This window comes from Streptomyces rimosus subsp. rimosus, assembly GCF_000720725.1.
Classification (GTDB): Bacteria; Actinomycetota; Actinomycetes; order Streptomycetales; family Streptomycetaceae; genus Streptomyces; species Streptomyces rimosus_A.
In genome coordinates, this window is sequence record NZ_JOCQ01000273.1 from 1 (window position 1) to 274 (window position 274).

Annotated in this window: 1 protein-coding gene; it reads right to left on the minus strand. The window is 66.4% G+C overall.

Annotated features, from left to right (window positions below):
* Positions 1–274 (minus strand): phosphopantetheine-binding protein (locus IH45_RS01000000144885; RefSeq protein ID WP_032919627.1); only part of this gene is annotated, 274 nt, incomplete at both ends.

Genomic DNA, 274 nt, shown 5'->3' on the forward strand with positions numbered 1-274 from the left:
ATTGTTGGTCGGGCTGGGGCCTTCCAGGCTGTGCAGGAACCACATCCGCTGCTGACCGAACGACAACGGCATCGGGTCAGGGCGTTCCACCGGTACGAGGACCGGGCGCACCGCCTCGAATTCATCCAGCCGCCCCGCCAGCCCGGCCACCGTGGGCGCCTCGAACAGCACCCGTACCGAAATCTCCGCACCCAACGCACCCTTGATACGGCTCGCCAGCCGCGTCGCCAACAGCGAATCCCCACCGAGGTCGAAGAACCCGTCATCGATACCG